Origin of the sequence: Streptomyces hundungensis (assembly GCF_003627815.1) — a bacterium.
Classification (GTDB): Bacteria; Actinomycetota; Actinomycetes; order Streptomycetales; family Streptomycetaceae; genus Streptomyces; species Streptomyces hundungensis_A.
The window spans coordinates 2557543-2576055 of sequence record NZ_CP032698.1 but is presented as its reverse complement, the minus strand read 5'-3'; the positions used below and the strand labels follow the sequence as shown (position 1 = coordinate 2576055).

Below are 18513 nucleotides of genomic sequence, written 5' to 3'. Positions count from 1 at the left end.
ATCGAGAGATCCGCAAGACCTGCAATGTATTGCAAGGGACGCTTCGGCGTCCCTTCTTTCTTTCCGCCCGGTACGCCCGGGCCGGCTGCCTTTCTCCCAGCAACTGATCTGCCCTGGACCTTCCTGGGCGAAACCGGGAGCGAAAGGTAGAGTCCGGCGGCGTGCACCTCAAGGCCCTCACCCTGCGCGGATTCAAATCATTCGCGTCCGCGACCACGCTGAAGTTCGAGCCGGGCATCACCTGTGTGGTGGGCCCCAACGGATCCGGCAAGTCCAATGTCGTGGACGCGCTGAGCTGGGTGATGGGCGAGCAGGGCGCCAAGTCGCTGCGCGGCGGAAAGATGGAGGACGTCATCTTCGCCGGGACGACCGGCCGCCCGCCGCTGGGCCGCGCCGAAGTCTCCCTCACCATCGACAATTCCGACGGCGCGCTGCCCATCGAATACGCCGAAGTCACCATCACGCGGATCATGTTCCGCAACGGCGGCAGCGAATACCAGATCAACGGCGACACCTGCCGGCTCCTCGACATCCAGGAACTGCTCTCCGACTCCGGCATCGGCCGCGAGATGCACGTGATCGTCGGGCAGGGCCAGCTCGACTCGGTCCTGCACGCCGACCCGATGGGGCGCCGCGCCTTCATCGAGGAGGCTGCGGGCGTCCTCAAGCACCGCAAGCGCAAGGAGAAGGCGCTGCGCAAGCTGGACGCGATGAAGGCCAACCTCGCCCGCGTCCAGGACCTCACCGACGAACTGCGCCGCCAGCTCAAACCGCTCGGCCGCCAGGCCGCCGTCGCCCGCCGCGCCGCCGTCATCCAGGCCGATCTGCGCGACGCCAGGCTGCGGCTGCTCGCCGACGACCTCGTGACGCTGCGGGAGGCGCTCAGCGCCGAGATCGCCGACGAGGCCGAGCTGCTGCGCCGCAAGGAGAGCGCCGAGGCGGACCTTAAGGCCGCCCTCGCCCGCGAGGCCCAACTCGAGGATCAGGTACGCCAGTTGGCGCCCCGGCTCCAGCGCGCCCAGCAGACCTGGTACGAGCTGTCCCAGCTGGCCGAGCGGGTACGCGGCACGATCTCGCTCGCCGACGCCCGGGTCACGAGCGCGAGCGCCCAGCCCGTCGAGGAGCGGCGCGGACGCGAACCGGAGGACATGGAGCGCGAGGCCGCCCGGATCAGGGAGCAGGAGGCCGAGCTGGAGGCCGCGCTCGAAGCGGCCGAGCACGCCCTGGAGGACACCGCCGCCCACCGGGCCGAGCTGGAGGGGGAACTCGCCGTCGAGGAACGCCGTTTGAAGGATGTGGCCCGGGCCATCGCGGACCGGCGCGAGGGCCTCGCCCGGCTGCGCGGCCAGGTCGAAGCCGCGCGCGGCAGGGCCGGTTCGGCGCAGGCCGAGATCGACCGGCTGGCCGCCGCGCGCGACGAGGCGGGCGAGCGGGCCGCCACCGCGCAGGGGGAGTACGAGCAGCTCAAGGCCGAGGTGGACGGCCTCGAAGCCGAGGACAGCGAGCTCGCCGAGGCCCATGACGCGGCCCGGCGGGAGCTCGCCGGGGCCGAGGCTGCGCTCGCCGCCGCCCGCGAGGAGGCCACCGTCGCCGAGCGCGAACGCGCCGCCCTCGCCGCCCGGCACGACGCCCTCGCGCTCGGTCTTCGCCGCAAGGACGGCACGGGCGCGCTGCTCGACGCCCGCGACGCGCCCGCCGGGCTGCTCGGCCCCGTCGCCCAACTGCTCACCGTCGCCCCGGGCTACGAGGTGGCACTCGCCGCCGCGCTGGGGGTCGCCGCCGACGCGATCGCGGTGGGCGGCCCCTCCTCGGCCGCCGAAGCCATCCGGATGCTGCGCAAGCAGGACGCCGGCCGCGCCGCCCTCCTCCTGAGCGGCGCCCCCGACGACGAGGAGGCGCGACCCGCACGCGGTGAGGGCCCGCCCCGCGCCGCCGACCTCGTCCACGGGCCCGCCGAACTGATGCCCGCGGTGCGGCGTCTGCTGCGCGACATCGTGGTGGTCGCCACCCTGGAGGACGCCGAGGACCTCGTCTACGCCCGGCCCGCGCTGACCGCCGTCACCGCCGAGGGCGATGTGCTCGGCGCCCACTTCGCGCACGGCGGTTCGGCCGGCGCGCCCAGCCTCCTGGAGGTCCAGGCCTCCGTCGACGAGGCCGCCGCCGACCTCGCCGACCTGGCCGTACGCTGCCGGGAACTGGCCGAGTCCCAGCGGGTCGCGCAGGAGCGGCGCGGTCAACTGGCCGTGCACGTGGAGGAGTTGGGGGAGCGCAGGCGGGCCGCCGAGAAGGCGCGGTCCTCGGTGGCCCAGCAGCTCGGACGGCTCGCAGGACAGGCCAGGGGCGCGGCAGGGGAGGCCGAGCGGACCGCGGCGGCGGCCGCCCGCGCCCAGGACGCCCTGGAGAAGGCGAGGGAGGAGGCCGAGGAGCTGGCCGAGCGGCTGCTCGTCGCCGAGGAGACGCCGGTCGAGGAGGAGCCGGACACCTCGGTGCGCGACCGGCTCGCGGCCGACGGCGCCAACGCCCGCCAGACCGAGATGGAGGCCCGCCTCCAGGCCCGGACCCACGAGGAGCGCGTCAAGGCGCTCGCCGGGCGGGCCGAGGCGCTCGACCGGGGGGCGAGGGCCGAGCGCGAGGCGCGGGCCAGGGCCGAGCAGCGGCGGGCCCGGCTGCGCCAGGAGGCGGCCGTCGCCCGAGCCGTGGCGTCCGGCGCCCGCACCCTGCTCGCCCATGTCGAGGTGTCGCTGACGCGGGCCGAGCGCGAGCGGGCCGGGGCCGAGTCCGCCAAGGCCGAGCGCGAGGGCGAGCTGACCGGGGCCCGGGCGGCCGGCCGGGATCTCAAGGCAGAACTCGACAAGCTGACCGATTCAGTTCACCGCGGCGAGGTACTAGGAGCGGAGAAGCGGCTGCGGATCGAGCAGCTGGAGACCAAGGCGCTGGAGGAGCTGGGGGTCGAGCCGGCCGGGCTCGTGGCCGAGTACGGGCCCGACCGGCCGGTGGTCCCCTCCCCGCCCGCCGAGGGAGAGGAGGTGCCCGATGACCCCACCCACCCGCGCAACCAGCCGGTCCCGTACGTACGGGCCGAGCAGGAGAAGAGGCTGCGGGCAGCCGAACGGGCGTTCCAGCAGCTCGGAAAGGTCAACCCGCTCGCCCTCGAGGAGTTCGCGGCCCTGGAGGAGCGCCACCAGTTCCTTTCCGAGCAGCTGGAAGACCTCAAGAAGACCCGGGGCGACCTCCTTCAAGTGGTGAAGGAGGTGGACGAGCGGGTGGAGCAGGTCTTCACCGAGGCCTACCGGGACACCGCCCGGGAGTTCGAGGGTGTCTTCTCGCGGCTCTTCCCGGGCGGCGAGGGCCGGCTGGTCCTGACCGACCCGTCCAACATGCTCACCACCGGGATCGACGTCGAGGCGCGCCCGCCGGGCAAGAAGATCAAGCGTCTCTCGCTGCTCTCCGGGGGCGAGCGCTCGCTGACCGCGGTGGCCCTCCTGGTCTCCATCTTCAAGGCCAGGCCCAGCCCGTTCTACGTGATGGACGAGGTGGAGGCCGCGCTCGACGACACCAACCTCCAGCGGCTGATCCGGATCATGCGGGAGCTCCAGGAGTCCTCGCAGCTGATCGTGATCACGCACCAGAAGCGGACCATGGAGGTCGCCGACGCGCTGTACGGCGTCTCGATGCAGGGCGACGGCGTCTCCAAGGTGATCAGCCAGCGGCTGCGCTGACCCGCCGGTGCGTCCGTGATCTTCGCGCTGCGATCGCTCGTTCAAGACTTGAACATCACTCGGTGAGTCGTGCCTGCAAATTCACAAGGGAACAGGTATTGACTTCGAAACTTGAAGGCATAGTCTCTGCAACGTTGCTTTTACCTTCAAGTGGTGGGTGACGGGAAGTTGTGCGCCACTTGGAAGAGTCCCCTCACGCCCGGCGACGCTGCCGGGCGGCCCCAGGAGTACACGTGACCAGTACCGCGCAGGCACAGGCGTCCGGAGGCGGCCACACCGCCCCGGACCACCTCGGCCATGTCATCTTCATCACGGCGGCGGCCGCGATGGGCGGCTTCCTCTTCGGCTACGACAGTTCCGTGATCAACGGCGCCGTAGAGGCGATCCGCGACCGGTACTCCATCGGCTCCGGGACGCTCGCCCAGGTCATCGCCATCGCCCTGATCGGCTGCGCCATCGGCGCCGCGACCGCGGGCCGCATCGCCGACCGCATCGGCCGCATCCGCTGTATGCAGATCGCCGCGGCCCTCTTCACCATCAGCGCCATCGGCTCGGCCCTGCCGTTCGCGCTCTGGGACCTCGCCTTCTGGCGGATCATCGGCGGCTTCGCCATCGGCATGGCCTCGGTCATCGGCCCGGCCTACATCGCCGAGGTCGCCCCGCCCGCCTACCGCGGCCGGCTCGGCTCCTTCCAGCAGGCCGCCATCGTCATCGGCATCGCCATCTCCCAGCTCGTGAACTGGGGCATCCTCAACGCCGCCGACGGCGACCAGCGCGGCAAGCTCCTGGGCATCGAGGCCTGGCAGGTCATGCTCGGCGTGATGGTCATCCCGGCCGTCCTGTACGGGCTGCTCTCCTTCGCCATCCCCGAGTCGCCGCGCTTCCTCATCTCCGTCGGCCGCGACGCCGACGCCAAGAAGGTGCTCGCCGACGTCGAGGGCAAGGACGTCGACCTGGACGCCCGCGTCGCCGAGATCGAGCACGCCATGCGCTCCGAGCACAAGTCGTCCTTCAAGGACCTGCTCGGCTCCAAGTGGGGCTTCCTGCCCATCGTCTGGGTCGGCATCGGCCTGTCGGTCTTCCAGCAGCTCGTCGGCATCAACGTCGCGTTCTACTACTCCTCGACGCTGTGGCAGTCCGTCGGCATCGACCCGTCCGGCTCGTTCTTCTACTCGTTCACCACGTCGATCATCAACATCATCGGCACCGTGATCGCGATGGTCCTCGTCGACCGGGTCGGCCGCAAGCCGCTCGCCCTGGTCGGCTCCATCGGCATGGCGGTCGCGCTCGCCGTCGAGGCCTGGGCGTTCTCCGCGCACCTGGTCGACGGCAAGCTCCCCAACACCCAGGGCGTGGTGGCCCTGATCGCCGCCCACGTCTTCGTGCTCTTCTTCGCCCTGTCGTGGGGCGTGGTGGTCTGGGTCTTCCTCGGCGAGATGTTCCCGAACCGGATCCGCGCCGCCGCGCTCGGCGTGGCCGCCGCCGCCCAGTGGATCGCCAACTGGGCCATCACCGCCAGCTTCCCGAGCCTGTCGGACTGGAACCTGTCGGGCACGTACGTCATCTACGCGATCTTCGCCGCGCTCTCGATCCCCTTCGTGCTCAAGTACGTCAAGGAGACCAAGGGCAAGGCGTTGGAGGAGATGGGCTAATCCCCGCTGCCCCTCTCTCCTCTCACCGAACCGCCCCGGCTCGCCCATCGAGCCGGGGCGTTTGGCTTGCGCGAGGGCTCGGCCCCTCGGGGAGGTCAGCCCCGGGCCTGCTCGCAGAACAGGTGCAGGCTCCGCCACGCCTCGTCCACCGGCATCCCCCCGCACAGCGGGTGCAGCACCAGGCTGTCGGCCTCCAGGGACGCGCACTCCTGCGGGGTCACCACGCGGTACACCCCCTCCGCGCGGAGCTCCTCCACCGTCGTCGCCCCCGACTTCACCGCCGAGCGGATGTCCTTGGACTGCCAGGACGCGTACATCCGCGCCTCGTGCAGGAAGTGCTCGCCGTACTCGGCCCAGGTGCGGTCCGGGTCCTCGCTGAGGTGCAGCAGCGGCGTCACCGCCGCCGGCATCATGCAGAAGCCCTCGGTGCCGTACGCGGCGAGCTGCTCGTTGTAGTACGCCTCCAGCTCCGGCAGGTGCGCGCTCGGGAAGAACGGCAGGCCCAGCCGGGCCGCGCGACGGGCGGCGGCCCGGGACGACCCGCCGACCAGCAGCATCGGATGCGGCTCGGTGAACGGGCGCGGGGTGACCCGGACCCGGCGCCCCCGATAGGTGAACTCCTCGCCGCTCCACGCCTTCAGGAGGGTTTCGAGCAGCTCGTCCTGGAGCTTGCCGCGCCGCCCCCACTCGACGCCCTGCTGCTCGTACTCGGCCGGCCGGTACCCGATCCCCGAGACCGTCACCAGCCGGCCGCCGCTCACCAGGTCGAGCACCGCGATGTCCTCGGCCAGACGCAGCGGGTCGTACAGCGGACCGATGATCGCCGAGACGGTCACCGCGATGCGCCGGGTGGCGCCGAAGACCGCGCCGGCGAAGGCGAACGGGGAGGGCAGCCAGTTGTTGTCCGTGCCGTGGTGCTCCTCGGTCTGCACGGTGTCGATGCCCCGGTCATCGGCGTACGCCGCCATCTCCAGGGCCGCCCGGTAGCGGGCGGACAGCGACTGGGCGGTGGCGTCCGGGTCCACCAGGTTCATGCGTACGACCGTGAACGGCATGGGAAATCCCCCTCCACCGGGCGGGTTCCGCAGAACCCCGGGCGAAGGGGGACGGTAGCTGACGAGGCGTCAGACGGCCAGGGTCTCGGGGGAGTTGGCTTCCTCGGACGGCTCGGCGGGCACCACGGCCGGCTTGGGCAGGGCGAGGTAGAGCAGCCCGGAGATCACGATGGTGGCGACCCAGCCGAGGCCGTACTCACCGATCGGGTTGTTCGCGGAGAGCGGCCCGGTGAACCAGTCGGAGGTGGTGAACATCAGGCCGCCGACCAGGCCGACCGCCCAGGCGATGACCGCGGCGGGGGAGAAGCCGCCCTTGTACCAGTAGGCGCTGGTGCGGCCCGTGTCGAGCAGCGCCTTCGCGTCGTACTCGGTGCGGCGCAGCATGTCCGCGCCGAAGACGCCGACCCAGGCCGAGAACGCGACGGCGAGCAGCGACAGGAAGGCGATGAAGGAGCCCATGAAGCTGGTCGCGACCAGCATCAGGATGCCGCCGAACACCAGGGAGATGACCGCGTTGACGGAGACCGCCCAGTGGCGCGGGATCTTGAAGCCGAGGGTCTGCGCGGTGAAGCCCGCCGAGTACATCGACATCGAGTTGATCAGCAACATGCCGACCAGGGCGATCAGGAGGTAGGGCACCGCGATCCACATCGGCAGGATCTCGCCGAGGAAGGAGACCGGGTCGGCGGCCGAGGCGAGGTCCGGGGTTGAGACGGCCATGACGGCGCCCATCAGGACCATCGGCAGCACGACGATCCCGGCGCCGCCGATGGAGTTGCCCACGATCGCCTTGGCGGAGGCGTCGCGCGGCAGGTAGCGGGCGAAGTCGGGCGCGGACGGGATCCAGCTCACGCCACCGGCCGCGATCATGCCGGTGCCCGCGACCATCAGCGAGGTCTTGCCGGCCGGCTGGTCGAAGACCGCGGACCAGTGGGTGTTCATGACCAGATAGACGAGGACCAGCACCGAGAACCCGCCGAACAGGAACGTCGCGTACTTGTTGCACTTCTGCACGACGTGGATGCCGAGGCCCGAGATCGCGAAGGTGATGACCACGAAGACGGCGAGCGTGACGATGATCAGGAACGTGTTGCTCTTGATCCCGAAGAGGATGTCGAGCACGGTCAGCACCGCATAGGCGCCGGTCACCGCGTTGATGGTCTCCCAGCCCCAGCGCGCCACCCAGATCAGTGAACCGGGCAGCAGATTGCCGCGCTGGCCGAACACCGCGCGCGACAGCGCCATGCCGGGGGCGCCGCCGCGCTTGCCCGCGATCCCGATCAGCCCGACCAGGCCGTACGAGACGACGGGCGCGGCCACGGCGACCACGATCGCCTGCCAGAAGTTCAGCTTGTACGCGACGACGAGGCTGGCGCCCATGGTGAGGAGCAGCACGCTGATGTTGGCCGCGACCCAGGTGGGAAACAGCTCGCGGGTTCTCGCCGTGCGCTCCGCGTCCGGCACGGGCTCAAGGCCGCGTGTTTCCAGGGCGCTCTGCGGTTCGTCGGTGGTGCCAGTGTTCATGGGGGTGGAGTTCCGTGCCTCTCGCTCGGCTCGACGCTGAGCCGGTGGGGGTGTCGAAGGGGACTCTACGCGCGTTGATGCGACCAGCTCTATCGTAGTTTAGTCCGACACCTGCCCCATAGTTCCCTTCCGTACTCGGAGGAACGCACAAACAGGGTGCCGATGGGGCCCATACCCGATACTGGGACGGTTATGGAATTCGTCATCCTTGCTGTAGTCATCGCCCTGGTCGCGGTCGGCGCGATCAGCGGGCTCGTGGTCAGCAGCCGCAAGAAGAAGCAGCTGCCGCCCACCGCACCGCCGAGCACGCCGACCATCACAGCCCCGCCCGCCGAACCTCAGGTCGGTGAGGACGCCGCGGAGACGGCGCAGGAACCGCGCCGCACCATCGAGGAGGTCGGCCTTCCCGAGGCGCCCGCCGCCCCGGTGCTCGTCGAGGAACCGGCCGCCCCCGAGGTCCCGGCGCTCGACGTCCCCGAGCCGACGGCCGGCCGCCTCGTGCGGCTGCGGGCCCGCCTCGCCCGCTCGCAGAACTCGCTCGGCAAAGGACTGCTCACCCTGCTCTCCCGCGAGCACCTCGACGACGACACCTGGGAGGAGATCGAGGACACCCTGCTCACCGCCGACGTCGGCGTCGCACCCACCCAGGAGCTGGTCGACCGGCTCCGCGAGCGCGTCAGGGTGCTCGGCACCCGCACCCCCGAGGAGCTGCGCACCCTGCTGCGCGAGGAGCTCCTCAACCTGCTCGGCACCGACTTCGACCGCGAGGTCAAGACCGAGGGCGGCGAGACCGTCCCCGGCGTCGTGATGGTCGTCGGCGTCAACGGCACCGGCAAGACCACCACCACCGGCAAGCTCGCCCGCGTCCTGGTCGCCGACGGCAAGTCCGTCGTCCTCGGCGCGGCCGACACCTTCCGCGCCGCCGCCGCCGACCAGTTGCAGACCTGGGGCGAGCGCGTCGGCGCCCGCACCGTGCGCGGCCCCGAGGGCGGCGACCCCGCCTCGATCGCCTTCGACGCCGTCAAGGAAGGCATCGCCGAGGGCGCCGACGTCGTCCTCATCGACACCGCGGGCCGGCTGCACACCAAGACCGGCCTCATGGACGAGCTCGGCAAGGTCAAGCGCGTCGTCGAGAAGCACGGCCCCCTCGACGAGGTACTGCTCGTGCTCGACGCCACCACCGGACAGAACGGCCTGGTGCAGGCCCGCGTGTTCGCCGAGGTCGTCGACATCACCGGCATCGTCCTGACCAAGCTCGACGGCACCGCCAAGGGCGGCATCGTCATCGCCGTCCAGCGCGAACTGGGCGTCCCCGTCAAGCTCGTCGGGCTCGGCGAGGGCGCGGACGACCTGGCCCCCTTCGAACCGGAGGCGTTCGTCGACGCCCTCATCGGCGACTAGCGACTGGCGCCGCCAGGGCTGCGGGTGGCCCGTGGCTCGTCGCGCTGCCACCCGCGCCCCCTTGGGGAACGACCGCCCCGCCGCACCGGAACAGGTGCGGCGGGGCGTCTTCGTTTCCGGGTGGCGGCGTTACGCGGCCGAGCGATGGCAGATGTACGCCAGCGTGCCCAGCAGGAGGCGGGCCTGCGGGGGGCGCGTCGCGGTGTCCAGGGACGGCGGCCGCAGCCAGTGCACATCGCCCGAAGGCGGCGCCGGCACATGGCTGCCCCGGGGCGGGCAGCGCAGGTCGAGGACCGCGTCGTCCCAGCCCATCCGGTAGAGCAGGCGGGGGAGTTCGGCGGAAGCGCCCGGGGCGACGTAGAAGTGGGTGCGCCCTTCCGGCGTCGTCGCCACCGGCCCCAGCGGAAGCCCCATCCGCTCCAGGCGCACCAGCGCGCGGCGCCCGGCCGGTGCCGCCACGTCCAGGACGTCGAAGGTCCGCCCGACCGGCAGCAGCACCGCCGCGCCGGGGCAGCGCGACCACGCCTCGGTCACCTCGTCGAGGGTGGCGCCCGCCGGCACCTCCGGCAGGAAGGCGAGCGGATGCGCGCCGGGCGCCGGACAGGAGGAACTGCCGCAGGAACACTCGCCGTTCAGGGCGCGGGCGCCCGGTGCGACGTCCCAGCCCCACAGGCCGGTGTACTCGGCCACCACGGTGGCCTCGCTCGTGCGGGTCGTACGCGCGGAGCGGCCGCGGCGCCAAGAGCCGGGCCGGGTCTCCCTGATCCCCCGGCTGCCGCCGATCGTGAAGCCCATGCCCCCTCCAACGGGTGTGCCGCGTCGGTGGTTACGACGCCAGTGTCATAGTCGTGACGATCCGGAGTTTTCCCGTCACTTTCCGTTCCCGCCAGGTCGGACACGGTCGTGAAAGAGGTGGTGCGAAGTGCGCCGCGCGCCCCGGCTCACTCCGCTCCACCCGACGCTGATCGTCAGGTGTCAAGTGAATCGCGCCTGGCGGCAGGGGAGTTCATTCGAAGGGGTGGCGAATGGTGGCGTTTCTGTAATCGCCATGGCTGGACGGGTGATCGTAGGATTACCGTCGGTACACGGACCTCGGGGGTAGACGCACCCGCGGGTATGCCGGAGGCAACCGGGTTTACCGTCCGAGCGGGTCCAACCGCGGGACAGGAAGCCCAACTAGCGGCATTCTGATAGGGGTTCGCGCAATCGATGCACAACCGACGCACATGAGGCTTCAGCGGATTGGGGGCGTTCCAGTGAGCGGCAGTGGGGCTAGCGGGACGAGCGCCGGAAAGCGCCCCAACGAGCAGCTGAGTTCGTGGTTCGTACGCAGTGGCTGGTCGAAGGGTGAGCTGGCGCGCCAGGTGAACCGGCGGGCCCGCCAGATGGGCGCGCACCACATCAGCACCGACACCTCGCGGGTGCGCCGCTGGCTCGACGGCGAGATGCCGCGCGAGCCGATTCCCCGGATCCTCTCGGAGCTGTTCTCCGAGCGCTTCGGCAGCGTCGTCGCGATCGAGGACCTGGGCCTGCGCCAGGCCCACCAGTCGCCGTCGGTCTCCGGGGTCGACCTGCCCTGGGCCGGCCCCCAAACGGTGTCGCTGCTCAGCGAGTTCTCGCGCAGCGACCTGATGCTCGCCCGGCGCGGCTTCCTCGGCACCTCGCTGATGCTGGCCGCCGGGCCCGCCCTGATCGAGCCCATGCAGCGCTGGCTCGTGCCCTCGCTCACCAGCGAGCCCGGCCCCCCGGAGACCGCGGCGAGCGCCCGGCGCCCCTCCCGGCTCTCCAAGCCCGAACTGGAACTGCTCGAATCCACCACCGCGATGTTCCGCCAGTGGGACGCCCAGTGCGGTGGCGGGCTGCGCCGCAAGGCCGTGGTCGGCCAGCTCCACGAGGTCACCGACCTGCTTCAGGAACCCCAGCCCGCCGCCACCGCCAAACGCCTCTTCCAGTGCGCCGCCGAACTCGCCGAGCTGGCGGGGTGGATGAGCTACGACGTCGGCCTCCAGCCCACCGCCCAGAAGTACTTCGTGCTCGCCCTGCACGCCTCCAAGGAGGCGGGCGACAAGTCGCTGGGCTCGTACATCCTGTCCTCCATGAGCCGCCAGATGATCCACCTCGGCCGGCCCGACGACGCCCTGGAACTCATCCACCTCGCCCAGTACGGCAGCCGCGACTGTGCCACCGCCCGCACCCAGGCGATGCTGTATGCGATGGAGGCCCGCGCCTACGCCAACATGGGCCAGCCCAGCAAGACCAAGCGGGCCGTGCGGATGGCCGAGGAGACCTTCGGCGACGCCGGGCTCGACGGCGAGCCGGAGCCCGACTGGATCCGCTTCTTCTCCGAGGCGGAGCTCAACGGCGAGAACGCCCACTCCTACCGCGACCTCGCCTATGTGGCGGGCCGCAGTCCCACCTACGCCTCGCTCGCCGAGCCCGTGATGGAGCGTGCCGTCACCCTGTTCGGCAAGGACGAGGAGCACCAGCGCTCCTACGCCCTGAACCTCATCGGCATGGCCACCGTGCATCTGCTCAAGCGGGAGCCCGAGCAGTCGACCGTGCTGGCCGAGCAGGCACTCAGGGTCGCCAAGCGGGTCCGCTCCGAGCGGGTCAACACCCGGCTGCGCAAGACCGTCGACACCGCCGCGCGGGAATTCTCGGACGTCGCCGAGGTGGTCCGGATGACGGATCTGCTCAGCAGGGAACTGCCCGAGACGGCCGAGGCCGTCTGAGTACCGGCTGCCCGCCGGTCTCCGGCGGCGGCCCCCCACACCCCGGCCGCGACACCCACCCCGTTCAGCCCGACTCGGCTCCCCCACGCCAGGTCGAGCGGGTGGCGTCGCGGCCGGTCCCTCAGGTGCGGCGCCCCGGGATGGTAGGGGCCGCGTCCGCGCCGATCCGGCAGTTCACGGGCGCGTAACACGCCCTCCTCCTTCGTCACTGCGTCGAAACATCGAGCGGCATCGACGGAAACCGTGCTGGGACAACCTCATGGCGCATAACCGGCCTCCAGCCAGTTCCCGCCCGAGTAACGCCCCCCGCACGGGTCGTACCGACGACGAGGAGACGCCGATGCCCCCAGGCATCACGCTCGCAGCTGACGCTCCCCAGCTGTCCAGCGCCAACACAGGATTCATGCTGATCTGCTCGGCGCTGGTGATGATCATGACGCCCGGGCTCGCCTTCTTCTACGGAGGCATGGTCCGCGTCAAGAGCACCCTGAACATGCTGATGATGAGCTTCATCAGTCTCGGCATCGTCACGATCCTGTGGGTGCTCTACGGATTCAGCCTGGCCTTCGGCGAGAGCAACGGCTTCATCGGCTGGTCCAAGGACTACTTCGGGCTCAGCGGCATCGGCCTTGTCCAGCTCTGGCCCGGGTACAGCATCCCGATCTACGTCTTCGCGGTCTTCCAGCTGATGTTCGCGGTCATCACACCCGCCCTCATCAGCGGGGCGCTCGCCGACCGCGTCAAGTTCACGGCCTGGGCGCTGTTCACCGCGCTGTGGGTCACCGTCGTCTACTTCCCCGTCGCGCACTGGGTGTGGGCCTCGGACGGCTGGCTCTTCAAGAAGGGCGTCATCGACTTCGCCGGCGGCACCGCCGTGCACATCAACGCGGGTGCGGCCGCCCTCGGCGTGATCCTGGTGATCGGCAAGCGCGTCGGCTTCAAGAAGGACCCCATGCGGCCGCACAGCCTGCCGCTGGTCATGCTCGGCGCGGGCCTGTTGTGGTTCGGCTGGTTCGGCTTCAACGCCGGCTCCTGGCTCGGCAACGACGACGGCGTGGGCGCCGTGATGTTCGTCAACACCCAGGTCGCCACCGCCGCCGCCATGCTCGCCTGGCTGCTCTACGAAAAGCTCCGCCACGGCTCGTTCACCACGCTCGGCGCCGCCTCCGGCGCCGTCGCGGGCCTGGTCGCCATCACGCCGTCGGGCGGCTGTGTCAGCCCGCTCGGCGCCATCGCGATCGGCGTGATCGCGGGCGTCCTGTGCGCCATGGCGATCAACCTCAAGTACCGCTTCGGATTCGACGACTCGCTCGACGTCGTCGGCGTCCACATGGTCGGCGGCATCACCGGCTCCCTGCTCGTCGGCCTCTTCGCCACCGGCGGCGTACAGTCCACCGCCAAGGGCCTCTTCTACGGAGGCGGCCTCGACCAGCTCGGCAAGCAGGCCCTCGGGGTGGGCGCGGTCCTCGGCTACTCGCTGGTGGTCTCCGCGGTCCTCGCCCTCGCCCTCGACAAGACGATCGGGATGCGCGTCCCCGAGGACGACGAGGTCTCCGGCATCGACCAGGTCGAGCACGCCGAGACGGCGTACGACTTCAGCGGCGCGGGCGGCGGCACCGCACCCCGCAGGACCGTGGCGGTCCCGGGCGAGATGGCAGCGAACAAGAAGGTGGACGCATGAAACTCATCACGGCGGTCGTCAAGCCGCACCGGCTCGACGAGATCAAGCAGGCCCTCCAGGCCTTCGGCGTCCACGGTCTGACCGTCACCGAGGCCAGCGGATACGGGCGCCAGCGCGGCCACACCGAGGTCTACCGCGGCGCCGAGTACACCGTCGACCTCGTACCCAAGATCCGCATCGAGGTCCTGGTCGAGGACGGCGACGCCGAAGAACTGATCGAGGTCGTCGTCAAGGCCGCCCACACCGGAAAGATCGGCGACGGCAAGGTGTGGAGCGTGCCCGTCGAGACCGCGGTCCGGGTCCGTACCGGCGAGCGCGGCCCCGACGCGCTGTAGGCAAGGAGCTACTGGGTGACGAGCGTTGATGTGAGCCAAGAAGCCGATGACGGCGACTCGGAGCCCGGCGGCTACGCGGCGGCCCGGCTGCGCCTTCTCACCGAGAAGGGGCGGCCCGGGCCGCCGCGCCGTGCGGCCCTCGCGGAGCTGACCGACCACTGGCTGGCCGACCTGTTCACCGCCGCCGCCCGCCAGGCCGGCGTCGCCGGCGCGTCCCTGGTCGCGGTCGGCGGCTACGGGCGCGGCGAGCTCTCCCCGCGCAGCGACCTCGACCTGCTGCTCCTGCACGACGGGCGGGCCGACGCCGGGGCGCTCGCCCTGCTCGCCGACCGCCTCTGGTACCCGGTGTGGGACCTCGGCCTCGCCCTCGACCATTCGGTGCGCACCCCCGCCGAGGCCCGCAGGACGGCGGGCGAGGACCTCAAGGTGCACCTCGGCCTCCTGGACGCCCGCCATGTCGCGGGCGACCTCGCCCTCACCTCCGCCCTGCGCACCACCGTCCTGGCCGACTGGCGCAACCTCGCCCCGCGACGGCTGCCCGAGCTCGACGAGCTGTGCCGCGAACGGGCGCAGCGCCAGGGCGAGTTGCAGTACCTCCTCGAAGGCGACCTCAAGGAGGCCAGGGGCGGACTGCGGGACGCGACCGCCCTGCGCGCGGTCGCCGCCTCCTGGCTCGCGGACGCCCCCCGGGAGGGACTCGCCGACGCCCGGCGCCGCCTCCTGGACGTACGCGACGCGCTGCACCTGTGCACCGGCCGCGCCACCGACCGCCTCGCCCTCCAGGAGCAGGACGCCGTCGCCGTCGAACTGGGGCTCCTGGACGCTGATGTGATGCTCCGTCAGGTGTCGGAGTCGGCCCGCGTCATCTCCTATGCCGGCGACGTCACCTGGCGCGAGGTCGGCCGTGTGCTGCGCGCCCGCTCCGCCCGGCCCCGCCTGAGCCGCCTGTTCGGCGGACGCACCGGCGCCTCTGAGCGCACCCCGCTCGCCGAGGGCGTAGTCGAGCAGGACGGCGAGGTCGTGCTCGCCCTGACCGCCCGCCCCGAGAAGGACCCCGTCCTGCCGCTGCGCGCCGCCGCCGCGGCGGCCCAGGCGGGTCTGCCCATCTCCCCGCACGCGGTGCGCCGCCTGGCCGCCACGGCCCGGCCGCTGCCCACGCCCTGGCCCGCCGAGGCCCGCGACCAGCTCGTCACCCTGCTCGGCGCGGGCGAGTCCACCGTCCCGGTCTGGGAGGCCCTCGAAGCGGAGGGGCTCATCACGGCCCTGCTGCCCGACTGGGAACGCGTACGCTGCCGGCCCCAGCGCAACGCCGTGCACACCTGGACCGTCGACCGCCACCTCGTCGAAACGGCCGTCCGCGCCTCCCATCTCACCCGCCGGGTGCACCGGCCCGACCTGCTCCTGGTCGCCGCCCTCCTCCACGACATCGGCAAGGGCTGGCCCGGCGACCACTCGGTGGTCGGCGAGACCATCGCCCGCGACGTCGCCGCCCGCATCGGGTTCCCCGCCGCCGACGTGGCCGTCATCGCCACCCTCGTCCGTCATCACCTGCTGCTCATCGAGACCGCCACCCGGCGCGACCTCGACGACCCGGCGACCGTGCGCGCCGTCGCCGACGCGGTCGGCTCGACCGGAACCCTGGAGCTGCTGCACGCCCTGACCGAGGCGGACGCGCTGGCCACCGGCCCCGCCGCCTGGTCCTCCTGGCGCGGCTCACTCGTCGCCGACCTCGTCAAACGCGCCGCGGCGGTCCTCGCGGGACAGCCCGCCGACCCCGAACCCGCCGACATCACCGCCGAACAGGAACGCCTCGCCATCGAGGCCCACCGCACCGCGGGACCCGTCCTCGCCCTGCGCGCCCGCACCGACACCTCCGAAGAGCACGAACCCCTGGGTGTGGAGCTCCTGGTCGCCGTCCCCGACCAGCCGGGCGTGCTGCCCGTCACGGCCGGCGTCCTCGCCCTGCACCGCCTCACCGTGCGCGCCGCCGATCTGCGGACCGTCGAACTCCCCGACCCGGTCGGCGGCTCGGTCCTGCTCCTGGACTGGCGGGTGGCCGCCGCGTACGGCTCGCTGCCCCAGGCGGCCCGGCTCCGCGCCGACCTGGTGCGGGCCCTCGCGGGCTCCCTCGACATCGAGGCCCGGCTCGCCGAACGCGAGGCGGCCTACCCGCGCCGGCGCGGCGCCCAGGCCCCGCCGCCCCGAGTGAGGGTGGCCCCCTCGGCCTCCCGGCACGCCACCGTCATCGAGGTCCGCGCCCAGGACGCCCCCGGCCTCCTGCACCGCATCGGCCACGCCCTGGAGACGGCGGGCGTACGGGTGCGTTCCGCGCATGTGTCGACGCTGGGCTCCAACGCCGTGGACGCCTTCTATGTGACGGACGCGAAGGGCGCGGCGCTCGGCGCGGGGGAGGCGGCCGGGGTGGCCGCGCGCGTGGAGTCGGCACTGGCGACCGCGCCCGGGCCGGCGTAACGGCCCCTCACCGGGGATGCCCCCCTGCACGCACCCCCGCGCACGGGCATCCTTCCGGGATACCCTGGGGTCCGTTCGAAGCCTGTGTCTGCGTCCCGGCCGGGCGCACGGCGTCTGGCACGCACGCTCGCCGCGTTGCCGAAAGGCCCTGGTAGCTCCGCTACAAGAACCTTCCGGCGCCTTGCGATCGCACGCACCAGACGCCGCGCGCTGATCCGGCCGGGGCGCAGACACAGGCTCCCACCCGACCGCCCCACGAGCCGAGGACCCGCGACCACCGTGTTCGATACCCTTTCCGACCGCCTGAGTGCGACGTTCAAGAACCTCCGGGGCAAAGGACGCTTGAGCGAGGCGGACATCGACGCCACGGCGCGCGAGATCCGCATCGCGCTGCTCGAGGCCGACGTCGCGCTGCCCGTAGTCCGCGCCTTCATCAAGCAGGTCAAGGAGCGCGCGTCCGGCATCGAGGTCTCCCAGGCCCTCAACCCCGCCCAGCAGGTCATCAAGATCGTCAACGAGGAGCTCATCGGCATCCTCGGCGGCGAGACCCGTCGTCTGCGGTTCGCCAAGAACCCGCCGACCGTGATCATGCTCGCGGGCCTCCAGGGCGCCGGTAAGACCACCCTCGCCGGAAAGCTCGGCAAGTGGCTCAAGGGGCAGGGTCACTCCCCGCTCCTGGTCGCCTGTGACCTCCAGCGCCCCAACGCCGTCAACCAGCTGAGCGTCGTCGCCGAGCGCGCCGGTGTCGCGGTCTACGCGCCGGAGCCGGGCAACGGCGTCGGCGACCCGGTCAAGGTCGCCAAGGACTCCCTGGAGTTCGCCCGCGCCAAGCAGTACGACGTGGTCGTCGTCGACACCGCCGGACGCCTCGGCATCGACCAGGAGCTGATGCAGCAGGCCGCGGACATCCGCGACGCCGTCAGCCCCGACGAGGTCCTGTTCGTCGTCGACGCGATGATCGGCCAGGACGCGGTCAACACCGCCGAGGCCTTCCGCGACGGCGTCGGTTTCGACGGCGTCGTCCTCTCCAAGCTCGACGGCGACGCCCGCGGTGGCGCGGCGCTCTCCATCGCCCACGTCACGGGCAAGCAGATCATGTTCGCCTCCAACGGCGAGAAGCTGGAGGACTTCGACGCCTTCCACCCGGACCGGATGGCGTCCCGCATCCTCGACATGGGTGACCTGCTCACCCTGATCGAGCAGGCGGAGAAGACCTTCAGCCAGGCCGAGGCCGAGAAGATGGCCTCCAAGCTGGCGTCCAGCAAGGGCGGGAAGGACTTCACGCTCGACGACTTCCTGGCCCAGATGGAGCAGGTCCGCAAGATGGGCTCCATCTCCAAGCTGCTCGGCATGCTCCCCGGCATGGGGCAGATCAAGGACCAGATCAACAACATCGACGAGCGGGACGTGGACCGTACCGCGGCCATCATCAAGTCGATGACCCCCGGCGAGCGCCACGACCCGACCATCATCAACGGCTCGCGCCGCGCCCGTATCGCCAAGGGTTCCGGCGTCGAGGTCAGCGCCGTCAAGAACCTCGTCGAGCGGTTCTTCGACGCCCGCAAGATGATGTCCCGGATGGCCCAGGGTGGCGGAATGCCGGGTATGCCGGGGATGCCGGGCATGGGTGGCGGACCCGGTCGGCAGAAGAAGCAGATCAAGCAGGGCAAGGGCAAGCGCAAGAGCGGCAACCCGATGAAGCGCAAGGCCGAGGAGGCCGCCGCCGCCGAGCGCAAGGCGCAGGGCGGGGCGCTCGGACTGCCGAGCGCCGAGGAGCAGAAGAACTTCGAGCTGCCCGACGAGTTCAAGAAGTTCATGGGCTGACCGCCCGCGTACGGCTGTGTGGGGCGCCTCCCGGCGGATCGGGGAGGCGCCCCACACGTATGTGGGTCGCCCACATGTGGGTCGCCCACGCGTATGCGGACACCTCGTCAGGACCCGC

The 18513-nt window shown here is 71.5% G+C and carries 11 protein-coding genes; 8 read left to right on the top strand and 3 right to left on the bottom strand.

Annotated elements, in window-relative coordinates; all coding sequences use genetic code 11:
- Positions 1 to 161 precede the first annotated feature (161 nt).
- Together smc and DWB77_RS11415 are read left to right on the top strand one after the other, a co-directional pair.
- On the top strand, positions 162 to 3719 hold the full coding sequence (smc, locus tag DWB77_RS11420; RefSeq protein WP_120721166.1) for a chromosome segregation protein SMC: 3558 nt from the start codon (positions 162 to 164) through the stop codon (positions 3717 to 3719).
- Positions 3720 to 3952: 233 nt separating this feature from the next.
- Entirely contained in the window at positions 3953 to 5371 is a 1419-nt protein-coding gene (locus DWB77_RS11415; protein WP_120721165.1) for a sugar porter family MFS transporter, read from the top strand.
- Between the two features lie 95 nt (positions 5372 to 5466).
- Here DWB77_RS11415 and DWB77_RS11410 read toward each other — a convergent pair whose 3' ends face one another.
- Complete coding sequence (locus DWB77_RS11410; protein ID WP_120721164.1) at positions 5467 to 6426, bottom strand: LLM class flavin-dependent oxidoreductase; 960 nt, start codon at positions 6424 to 6426, stop codon at positions 5467 to 5469.
- Positions 6427 to 6495: 69 nt separating this feature from the next.
- Complete coding sequence (locus DWB77_RS11405; protein ID WP_120721163.1) at positions 6496 to 7950, bottom strand: cytosine permease; 1455 nt, start codon at positions 7948 to 7950, stop codon at positions 6496 to 6498.
- A 192-nt stretch (positions 7951 to 8142) separates the two neighbouring features.
- Between DWB77_RS11405 and ftsY the strand changes: the two genes are divergently transcribed.
- A complete protein-coding gene (gene ftsY, locus DWB77_RS11400) occupies positions 8143 to 9351 on the top strand; it encodes a signal recognition particle-docking protein FtsY (protein WP_120721162.1) in 1209 nt (402 codons plus the stop codon).
- 129 nt (positions 9352 to 9480) lie between these two features.
- On the opposite strand, the gene DWB77_RS11395 is transcribed toward ftsY, so the two are convergent.
- Positions 9481 to 10146, bottom strand: a complete 666-nt coding sequence (locus DWB77_RS11395) for a bifunctional DNA primase/polymerase (RefSeq protein ID WP_120721161.1) — start codon at positions 10144 to 10146, stop codon at positions 9481 to 9483.
- 461 nt (positions 10147 to 10607) lie between these two features.
- Here DWB77_RS11395 and nsdA point away from each other — a divergent pair, with 461 nt between their 5' ends.
- The 5 genes from nsdA (at position 10608) to ffh (ending at position 18395) form a co-directional block, all read left to right on the top strand.
- Complete coding sequence (gene nsdA, locus DWB77_RS11390; protein WP_120721160.1) at positions 10608 to 12083, top strand: transcriptional repressor NsdA; 1476 nt, start codon at positions 10608 to 10610, stop codon at positions 12081 to 12083.
- Positions 12084 to 12423: 340 nt separating this feature from the next.
- The gene (locus DWB77_RS11385; RefSeq protein WP_120721159.1) at positions 12424 to 13764 is read left to right on the top strand and encodes an ammonium transporter; all 1341 of its coding nucleotides are present in this window, start codon (positions 12424 to 12426) and stop codon (positions 13762 to 13764) included.
- Positions 13761 to 14099, top strand: coding sequence for a P-II family nitrogen regulator (locus DWB77_RS11380; RefSeq protein ID WP_120721158.1), 339 nt, complete (start codon positions 13761 to 13763; stop codon positions 14097 to 14099). The genes DWB77_RS11385 and DWB77_RS11380 overlap by 4 nt, the downstream gene beginning before the upstream one ends.
- A gap of 15 nt (positions 14100 to 14114) precedes the next feature.
- On the top strand, positions 14115 to 16571 hold the full coding sequence (locus tag DWB77_RS11375) for a [protein-PII] uridylyltransferase (RefSeq protein WP_120721157.1): 2457 nt from the start codon (positions 14115 to 14117) through the stop codon (positions 16569 to 16571).
- 279 nt (positions 16572 to 16850) lie between these two features.
- Positions 16851 to 18395: a signal recognition particle protein gene (gene ffh / locus DWB77_RS11365; RefSeq protein WP_120721155.1), complete on the top strand. Its 1545-nt coding sequence runs from the start codon at positions 16851 to 16853 to the stop codon at positions 18393 to 18395.
- Positions 18396 to 18513: the final 118 nt, after the last annotated feature.